The organism is Rhizobacter sp. P3_B12, from assembly GCF_056402895.1.
The window spans coordinates 1-8,710 of sequence record NZ_JBFUGN010000177.1; the positions used below are offsets into that span (position 1 = coordinate 1).

The following is an 8,710-nucleotide window of genomic DNA, read 5'->3' on the forward strand; positions in this document are numbered from 1 at the left end:
CGCATCGGCAGCGCATCGGCCACCGTGCGCAGACGGGCCTCGCTCTCCTGGAGCGCTCGTTGCGCTTCGCGGTACGAGGTGACGTCGGCGACGAGGGTGTACAGCCCGACGACCTTGCCTTGCTCGTCGCGATCGGGAACGGCCGTGACCTGGACATGGCGACGGCCTTCGGGGCGCACCATTTCCCGGTCGTACGCAACCTCCTGGCCGTCCAGGGCGGCCCGCAGTTGGGGCTCCATATCCACCCAGGCCTGCTCGCCATAGAACTCCCGCACACTCGTCCCGATCTGTGGCGCCGCTGCATCGCCAAACCATTGCTGATACGTCCGGTTGACGAAGCGAAAGCGCAGATCGCAGTCGAGGTAGGAAATCAGTGCCGGCAGGTGATCGGTCACCATGCGCAGCCGATGCTCGCTCGCGCGGACCGCCTGTTCCGCGGCCTCGGCAGCCGAGACGCTCGCGACCAATTGCCTGAGCACCGGCCTCACTTCGCTGTACTGGGCATAGATGGCCAGCGCGACGATGCCGGCAAGCGCCAGCGCAAGCAGGTTCAGGCGTGACCTCATCGGCGCATAGAGCGTCTCGACATCGGTTCGCACCGCGAACCCGAGCCCGAAATCCTTGATCGGCGCGAAGGCCGAGAGGACAGGGCTGCCGCGCCGGTCATCGAGGAACTGCACGCCCTGTTCGCCGAGCACGGCTCTTGCCACCGGAAGGGCGGGGCTGCCGGCCGCGTCGAACATCGGCAGCTCGAATCCGGCCGGCCTGAACCGGTTCGGCGCACAGACCAGCTTGTCCTTCTCGTGGCCACAGATCGCCACGTCGGATGTGTCGCGGGACGCCCGGATGTCCTCCAGCAGGCGATCGAACAGCGGCATGCGCTGCTCGGTGAGCACCCGTCCGACGTGGCGCTCCCCGACGAGGACATCGGTTTCCGTGAGGAGCAGGTAGCCGTCCTTCCAGGCCAGGATGGTCGTCGACCCGGTGTTCGACAGGCGCTGGATGACCTGCATCTTCGCGGAGGTCATGGAGCCCGCATGCGCCACGCGTGTGGCATTCGCGGCGTAGAACTCCACACCCGTCAGGTCGGTGGTCAGGATGCTGTCGGCAACCCTCTGCAGGAACTCCTTGGCCATCGCGTCGTCGGGCGCCGTGCTCAGCGTGTCCAGGGCCTGGCGCGCGGCCGGCCGCGTTGCCACGGCTCTCGGGAACCACAGGCTCACCTCGATGGTGTGGGCCAGCGATGTGGCGTTCGTCCTGGCGATGAGCAGCATGTCTTTCGCGACCGAGCGCTCGAAGGTATCGCGCATCACCCCGAAACCCGCAACGCCACCCGCCAGGGCGACCAGCGTGAGGACCGCGGTCGAGCGCCGCTTGATGCGCTGCTCGGTCTCTTGCAACGTCTTGGGTTCAAGCGCCTGGGATGCCACGTGGAGCATCCACAGGCCGGCGCCGACGACCGAGAGCCCGAACGCGGTGATCGGCAGGATCCGGTTGAAGGCAGTCACCCGGTACAGCGTCTCCAGGCCTACGAAATAACCGACGAGTCCGCCCAGGCCGATGAGGGAGACGGCCAGGGACAGCGTCAGGAAGACGAGCTGGCGGGGCCGGGTGGCGCGTTGCCTGTTCAGCCAGAAGCCGATRCCGCTGAGCAGGAAYGCCAGGCTCGCGTTCGCGGACAGCCGGCCGGGAKRGGGAWGGGTCGCCGTGGSGACSGTGCCGGCACGGACGATGTCGAYGCCCAGGCCGATGCSTGTCRCYCCTTCGAACAGRTAGGCCAGGGGCAGCGCGATCAGGGCGGCGATGCAGAGGGCRGAGAGTCGGGTGAGCCAGGCGGCCGGGCTGGAGGGGCGCGAGGCGTTGAACAGGCAGATGCTCGCCGCGACGAAGAGCAGCGGGTTGACGATGCCCGCGTGCTCGGAGCCGGGGATGAGGTGCGCGATGACGCCCACCTGAAACACCCAGTGCACGGCCAGGGTCGCGCCGAGCAGCCCGACGGCGAGGCCTGCCACTCGCGCGGTTGAAAGGGCCGATTTCTGCATGGGGTGTACTCGATCCGGTGTATGTCGCCAGGCGATGTTGCAGCGCACAACCTCTCGACGGGCAGGCGACACCGGAGCAAGCGCTACGCCGCAGGGTACGCCTCAGCGGGAGCGTCGAAGGCCGGAAGTGGGCCCGTGCGGTATGCCAATCTTCATGTTGGCGCGGTCGCGACATGAAGCCGGGAGGGGTGCGCCTGGTTCAGGCGTTCGCGTACGGCGGCGAGGTGGTCCGCCCTGACCCGTCGCAGAACGAAGTCGCGGTAGTTGGTGTTGCTGAGCTGGCTCCATGCTTGCGCTCGACCCAGGGCGGACCGCTGCGCGCGAGAGGCGAGAACCGCTTCGTCTGGAATCGGAGCGTTCGCATCGGTCATGAATTCATAGCCGTAGGAGCGCATGTGCTCTCTCGCCACCGTCTCGATGATCCCGATCTCGTCGACGCTCAACTGGCTCTTGAACTTGTCCCGGTTGGCCGGGATGGGACCGAAGCAGTTGGATGACCACAGATCCGACAGCTTCGACATCTGCCGTGCTTCCGTGGAAGCCGCCACGTCAAGCATTTGCGGAAGGAAGTCCAGGCCGATGAAGTCGCAGATGCCGCGCAGGACAAGCTCCTGGTCAGCGAGGAAATCCTCGTACCGGATGGTGAGTACGCGGGCCGGATGCGCGTGGACGAGACGCTGGGCCGCATCATGCGCGGCGACCCACGTCATCGCATTGAGCGTGCTGTCGAAGTCATGGATGATCGCGCGGTTCATCGAAGCCACCTGGGCGCGCGGGTCCCTCACCACGTTCAGGAACAGCATGTCGGGAAAGAGCTCCATCATCTCGGCGGCGTAGTGGATGCTGTCGAGCGATTTGTCCATCACGACGCGGGCATGGTGCCGTTCGCCGCTGCGCAGGAGCAGTTCCCACACCACGCGGTGCACGCTGCGTTTCTCGTCCTTGATGGCGTCGAAGATCTCGCCCGGATCGAACGCCACGTCGGGCCACTTCACCATGCTGGCGGCTTGCAAGCCGACGATGTCGACGACGAGCTGGAAGTAGTTGCGGTCCTCGGCCAGATCGCCATAAAGGGGCACCAGCGGCATGAAATCGACGATGTGCAGGGGGTAAGGCGAGTAGAAGCCTTCACTGAAATTCAGCCTGAGTCTCAGCGCGTGGCTTCCGCATCGACGCAACGGCACCATCAGAAGCGGGCGGGGGCGACCCGGATGGGACGTGGAGATGGAGGGCTGATGGGTCATGACGATTTCCCTGTGATGTGGTTTGAAAAGTCGGCGATGAACTGCTCCAGTTCGATCACCGGCAGACGGTCGATGCCGGCGGCTGCATGCCGCCCACCGCCGCCTGGATAGAGGCGGCACAACGCTTCCGCCGATCTACGCTGCGCGGGAGAGCGGACGCTGACCAGGAAGTGACCGTCCGAACGGCGCGTGAGTACCGCGAACGATCGATGTGGCTCTTCGTGGGAAAGGCGGTTCGCCAGCGTTCCGGACAGCCGCCGAGCCCATGCCGTGCCCGGCAGCAGGTAGACGTCGCCATCGATGCTTCGCCAATGGGGTGCGAGCGTCTCGAGGTGATGCTGATCTTCGGCGCGGCCGGCGGCCAGGCGGCGATATTCGTCTGCGTCGGCGATGAAGCCGAATGGGCTCTCGAAGTCGTGCACTGCGCGATAGAGGTCGATCGGCGAGAAGTGCAGGTCTTCCACGGCCTCGCCGTAGGCGTTGTAGTTGAGAAGCTGCCCCAGCTGCTCCAGGTTGGCCCTCTGGTTCATGGTGAGCCCGCGCTGCGCGCAAAGACTGCGCGCGACCTCGACCAGGTTGTCGCCGAAGGCGCCCACGATGGCCCACTCGTGAAAGCGGCCGGCCAGGGTGCGATCCACCAGCAAGGATGTGCAGACAACCGCGGAAGGGTCGATGTGGCTTTCAAGCCGCGGGTGGTGGAACAGGCTGCGTGCCGAATGGTGATCGAAGTAGCGTACGCGCCCACCGGCCTGCAGTGCGCGACGCACGCCGGCTTCGTTCCTGTCGAACGAGACGTCCAGCACGGTGATGTCGCTGGGCGGGTTCGTGTCGCCCAGCTTCCCGAGCAAGTCGATATCGCGCTTGACGCCACTGACGAGGCGCCCTGCGCGCGGCTCGGCCATGCGCAATTGGTGCAGGCTGCAGATGCCGTCGGCGTCACCATTGAACAGGTCCACCACCGGCAGGGTGCCCGTGCGGTCCGTCAACGCGAACGGCCCGATCGATGTCATGACACGAGGGCGCAGCGACTGACGAGAAAGTCCATCAGCTTCTGCGCTGACTGGTCGAGGCTGCACAAGTCCGTGTCGATGCGCAGCGCGGGAGACTGTGGGGTCTCGTAAGGCGCCGACACGCCGGTGAAATGGGCGATGGCTCCCGTTCGAGCCTTTTCGTAGAGTCCTTTCGGGTCCCGCGCTTCGCAGACGGCCAGTGCCGTGCTCACATGGACTTCAATGAACCTCGCTTCGCCGATGAGGGATCGCGCTTGTTCCCTGTCCTCCTGCCGTGGCGAGATGAGCGCCGTGAACACGATCAGCCCGGCGTCGTTCATCAAGGCGGCAACTTCCGCCACACGCCGGATGTTCTCGCGCCGATCTGAAGGCGAGAAGCCCAGATCGCTGCTGAGATGGTGGCGGATGTTGTCGCCATCCAGCACGAATCCCAGCTGCCCTTGGGCGTGCAGCCGGCGCTCCGCCGCATAGGCCAAGGTGGATTTGCCTGCGCCGCTGAGGCCTGTCAGCCAGACCGTCACCGGTTGCTGGTGGAGCAGGGCGCGCCGCTCGGCCGCCGAGACCAGGCTGGGGTGCTTCACCACGTTGAGACACGTCACACCGCGTGCCACGGCGGTGGCGTTGGTGTCGGCATGGCCGAGACGTGGCCGGACAAGGGAATGCGTGGAAGGAGTCATGGCGCGGGCAAGCCTCTCAGGAAGACGAACACTCATTGACCAAGAGCGCCCCGCTGGTGCGGTTGCTCGCCGGGTCGACGATGATCAGCGAGCCGCCGACGCGGTTCGACGCGTASGCCTCGACCGGCAGCGCCTGCTGCGTCTCGACGATCACGTGGCCGATCTCGTTGACGGCCAGCTGGTGCGCATCGATCGCCTCCAGCGTGTGGATGTCGAGCCGGCTCTCGATCGCGGTGATGCGCGCCTGCACCCAGCGGTTGCCGTGGCGCACCCAGTACTTGCGGCCAATGACCGCCGGCTCGGTGTCGAGCCAGGCGAGCGTCGCGCTGAAGCGCTGCGTCTCGTGGATGGTCTGCGGCGTCGCGATCCAGTCGCCGCGCGAGACRTCGAGCTGGCGATCCAGCACGACACCSGCCGACTGCCCGGCCTCGACSACRTCGACCACSTCGCCGGCGAGGCGCACCTCGGCCACCACCGCGGTCTGGTTGCTCGGGAACACCTGCACCGTGTCGCCGGCCTTCACGCGGCCGTGGGCCACGCGGCCRTACAGCGTGCGCGGCTGGTTGCCGGTGCCTTCGCCTTCGCGCGACACGTACTGCACGGGGATCAGCAGGTCGCCGTCCTTGCGCTCCTGCAGCGCCGGCAGGGCTTCCAGCAGCTGCAGCAGCGACGGGCCGTCATACCAGTCGGCGGCGAGCGGCTGCGTGACGTTGTCGCCRCGCAGCGCCGACACCGGGATCACGCCGGCCACCGCRATGCCGGCCTGCTGCGCGAACGCGAGCAGCGCGGTCCTGGTCGCCGCGAAGGCCTGCGCCGGGTCGCTCACTGCATCAAGCTTGTTGACCGCAAAGACGATGTTCGGCACGCGCAGCAGGTGCGCCAGCAGYGCATGGCGGCGGGTCTGTGCGAGCAGCGGCATCGGGCTGGCGCGGGTGTCGAGCTTGGTGATGTCGACCAGCACCACCGCCGCATCGCTGCCGGCCGCGGCCGTCACCATGTTGCGGGTGTACTGCTCATGGCCGGGGGCGTCGGCGATGATGAACTTGCGCTGCTTGGTCGCGAAGTAGCGGTAGGCCACGTCGATCGTGATGCCTTGCTCGCGCTCGGCCTCGAGGCCGTCGGTCAGCAGCGACAGGTCGATCGGCGCACCGGCGGCGCGCTTCTCGAGCGTGTCGAGCTGGTCGGCGAGGATCGCGCGGCTGTCGAACAGCAGCCGGCCGATCAGCGTGCTCTTGCCRTCGTCGACGCTGCCGGCGGTCAGGAAGCGCAAGGCGCGGTGGTCCGCGACTTTCGTCAGATTCTCGCGGTGGTCTTTCACTTGAACTTGCGGCGTGCTCATCAGAAGTAACCCTCTTTCTTGCGGCGTTCCATCGAGGCGTCCGACGTGCGRTCGTCCATGCGGGTCGCGCCGCGCTCGCTCACCGTCACCTTCAGCGTCTCGGCGACGATCTCGGTCGCGTTGGCSGCCGGGCTCTCGACCGGGCAGGTGCAGGTCATGTCGCCCACCGTGCGGAAACGCACCTCGGCCGTCTCGACCACCTCGCCGGCYTCSGGMGGCGTCACSTCGGTCAGCGGCACCAGCAGGCCCTTGCGGCGGATCACCTGGCGGTCGTGCGCGTAGTACAGGTTCGGCAGCGGGATGTTCTCGCGGGCGATGTACAGCCACACGTCGAGCTCGGTCCAGTTGCTGATCGGGAACGCGCGCATGTGCTCGCCCGGCTTGATGCGGGTGTTGAACAGCGTCCACAGCTCGGGGCGCTGCTCCTTGGGCTGCCATTGGCCGAAGCTGTCGCGGTGCGAGAAGATGCGCTCCTTCGCGCGGGCCTTCTCTTCGTCGCGGCGSGCRCCRCCCATCAGCACGTCGAAGCGGTGCGCCTCGATGGCTTCGAGCAGCGCGACCGTCTGGTGGCCGTTGCGCGATTCCAGCGGGTGCGACAGGCGCACCGTGCCGCGCTTGATCGAATCCTCGAGGTGGCCGACCACCAGCCGCTCGCCCATCTCGGCGACGCGGCGATCRCGGAACTCGATCACCTCCGGAAAGTTGTGGCCGGTGTCGACGTGCAGCAGCGGGAACGGCAGGCGGCCCTTGTACTCGCCGTCGGCGCCCTTCGATTTGAACGCCTTCTCGGCCAGGCGCAGCACCACGCACGAATCCTTGCCGCCCGAGAACAGCAGCGCCGGGCGCTCGAACGCGGCGACGGTCTCGCGCAGGATGAAGATGGCTTCTTCCTCGAGCCAGTCGAGGTGGCTGTGGTCGAGCTGCGGCAGCAGTTGTTCCACGGTCAGCGGGGCATTCATTTCCGGTCTCCGATCATCGACACGGCGGCCTCTTCGGCCCCGTGCACGTGCAATCCGCACTCTTTCGCCTTCTCGTCTTCCCACCACCAGCGGCCGGCGCGGAAGTCCTCGCCCACCGCGATCGCGCGGGTGCACGGCGCGCAGCCGATGCTCGGCATGAACTGGTCGTGCAGCGGGTTGTACGGCACCTCGTTCGACGCGATGTACTGCCACACGTCGTTCCAGCTCCAGTCGGCCAGCGGGTTGAACTTGATGCGGCCCTTGTCGTCGGGCTCGCTGAACGGCACGTCGCCGCGGTTGTTCGACTGCTCGCGGCGCAGGCCGGTGACCCAGGCGCTGCGCTGCGCCAGCATGCGCGACAGCGGCTCCAGCTTGCGGATGCCGCAGCAGCCCTTGCGCAGGTCGATGCTCTCGTACATCGCGCGCTCGCCGTGGTTCTTCACGAAGTGGATCACCGCGTCGGCCTCGGGGCGGTAGACCTCGACGGCGAGGCCGTAGCGCTGCTCGATGCGCGGCACCAGGGCCAGCGTCTCCTCGTGCAGCTGGCCGGTCTCGAGCGTGCCGATCGCGATGTCGATGCCGTGGCGCGCGATCAGGTCGGTCAGCACCATGTCCTCGGCGCCCAGGCTCGTGGCCTGCACGACGCGGCCCGGGTGCTCGGCGGCCGCCTGCTTCAGCACCGCCACCGCGTGCGCGACGCGCTCGTCGAAGCCGGCGGTCGGGCGGGCGTACAGCGTGATGGCGCTCATCGTGCCGGCGCTCATATCGCCGAGCCCGCCTGGTTGAACTCGCGGTTCGTCGTCTCCTGGCCGGCCGGGCGCTTGAACAGCGGGCGGTGTTCGGTGACGTCGGCCTGGTAGTGGCCGGGGAAGAAGTTCAGCGCGCGTTCGGCCACCTCGATCGACTGGTCGGCGCGCAGCGCCACCGCATCGAAGCCGGTGCGCTGCAGCAGCGGCATCATGTCGACCAGCACCTCGCCGGTGGCGCGCACCTCGCCGGCATAGCGGTAGCGCGAGCGCAGCAGCCGGGCCTGGCTGTAGGCGCGGCCGTCGACCCACTTCGGGAAGTGCAGCACGACCAGGCTCAGCCGCGGCAGGTCCTCGGCCAGGTCCTCGATGTCGGCATCGTTCGGGAACTGCACGCCGACGGCCATGCCGGCCGGCCAGGTGCTGCGCACGCCGTGCCATTGCGCGAGCGTCAGCAGGCTGTTCGGCGCGGGCGTCAGCGTGACCATCGGGCCGTCTTCTCCGGTGATGGTGCGCCAGGGGTCGCGGGCGGTGTCGATGAATTTCATGGTCAGGCCTTGGCGGTGCTGCGGCGTTGGGCGTTGGCTGCGGTCTTGAACGGATCGAGCCCGATGCGGTTCACGGTGTCGATGAAGCGCTCGGCAGCGGTGCTGCGCTGTGCGCGGTAGGTGTCGAGCACCGCCTCGATCACGT

General features: G+C 67.4%; 8 protein-coding genes. All 8 read right to left on the minus strand.

The genetic code is table 11. The features are described 5' to 3' along the window. A partial coding sequence (locus AC1D01_RS12210; RefSeq protein ID WP_477866493.1) for a PAS domain-containing protein occupies positions 1-2,042 on the minus strand: 2,042 nt, incomplete at its 3' end. 152 nt (positions 2,043-2,194) lie between these two features. Beyond that, positions 2,195-3,286: a sulfotransferase family protein gene (locus tag AC1D01_RS12215; RefSeq protein ID WP_477866495.1), complete on the minus strand. Its 1,092-nt coding sequence runs from the start codon at positions 3,284-3,286 to the stop codon at positions 2,195-2,197. Beyond that, positions 3,283-4,296 carry a hypothetical protein gene (locus tag AC1D01_RS12220; RefSeq protein ID WP_477866497.1) on the minus strand — a complete coding sequence of 338 codons (1,014 nt, stop codon included), beginning with the start codon at positions 4,294-4,296 and terminating at the stop codon, positions 3,283-3,285. The genes AC1D01_RS12215 and AC1D01_RS12220 overlap by 4 nt, the downstream gene beginning before the upstream one ends. After that, positions 4,293-4,973, minus strand: a complete 681-nt coding sequence (gene cysC, locus AC1D01_RS12225; RefSeq protein WP_477866499.1) for an adenylyl-sulfate kinase — start codon at positions 4,971-4,973, stop codon at positions 4,293-4,295. The genes AC1D01_RS12220 and cysC overlap by 4 nt, the downstream gene beginning before the upstream one ends. 16 nt (positions 4,974-4,989) lie before the next feature. Further along, positions 4,990-6,312, minus strand: a complete 1,323-nt coding sequence (locus AC1D01_RS12230; protein ID WP_477866501.1) for a sulfate adenylyltransferase subunit 1 — start codon at positions 6,310-6,312, stop codon at positions 4,990-4,992. After that, positions 6,312-7,271: a sulfate adenylyltransferase subunit CysD gene (gene cysD / locus AC1D01_RS12235; protein WP_477866503.1), complete on the minus strand. Its 960-nt coding sequence runs from the start codon at positions 7,269-7,271 to the stop codon at positions 6,312-6,314. The genes AC1D01_RS12230 and cysD overlap by 1 nt, the downstream gene beginning before the upstream one ends. Further along, positions 7,268-8,020, minus strand: coding sequence for a phosphoadenylyl-sulfate reductase (locus tag AC1D01_RS12240; RefSeq protein ID WP_477866505.1), 753 nt, complete (start codon positions 8,018-8,020; stop codon positions 7,268-7,270). The genes cysD and AC1D01_RS12240 overlap by 4 nt, the downstream gene beginning before the upstream one ends. An 11-nt stretch (positions 8,021-8,031) precedes the next feature. After that, the gene (locus AC1D01_RS12245) at positions 8,032-8,565 is read right to left on the minus strand and encodes a DUF934 domain-containing protein (protein WP_477866507.1); all 534 of its coding nucleotides are present in this window, start codon (positions 8,563-8,565) and stop codon (positions 8,032-8,034) included. Positions 8,566-8,710: the final 145 nt, after the last annotated feature.

Bases quoted from the DNA above. Each gene is read 5' to 3' on its own strand.
- AC1D01_RS12240 (WP_477866505.1), bottom strand. From the start codon at position 8,020: ATGAGCGCCATCACGCTGTACGCCCGCCCGACCGCCGGCTTCGACGAG.
- AC1D01_RS12245 (WP_477866507.1), bottom strand. From the start codon at position 8,565: ATGAAATTCATCGACACCGCCCGCGACCCCTGGCGCACCATCACCGGA.
- AC1D01_RS12220 (WP_477866497.1), bottom strand. From the start codon at position 4,296: ATGACATCGATCGGGCCGTTCGCGTTGACGGACCGCACGGGCACCCTG.
- AC1D01_RS12215 (WP_477866495.1), bottom strand. From the start codon at position 3,286: ATGACCCATCAGCCCTCCATCTCCACGTCCCATCCGGGTCGCCCCCGC.
- cysC (WP_477866499.1), bottom strand. From the start codon at position 4,973: ATGACTCCTTCCACGCATTCCCTTGTCCGGCCACGTCTCGGCCATGCC.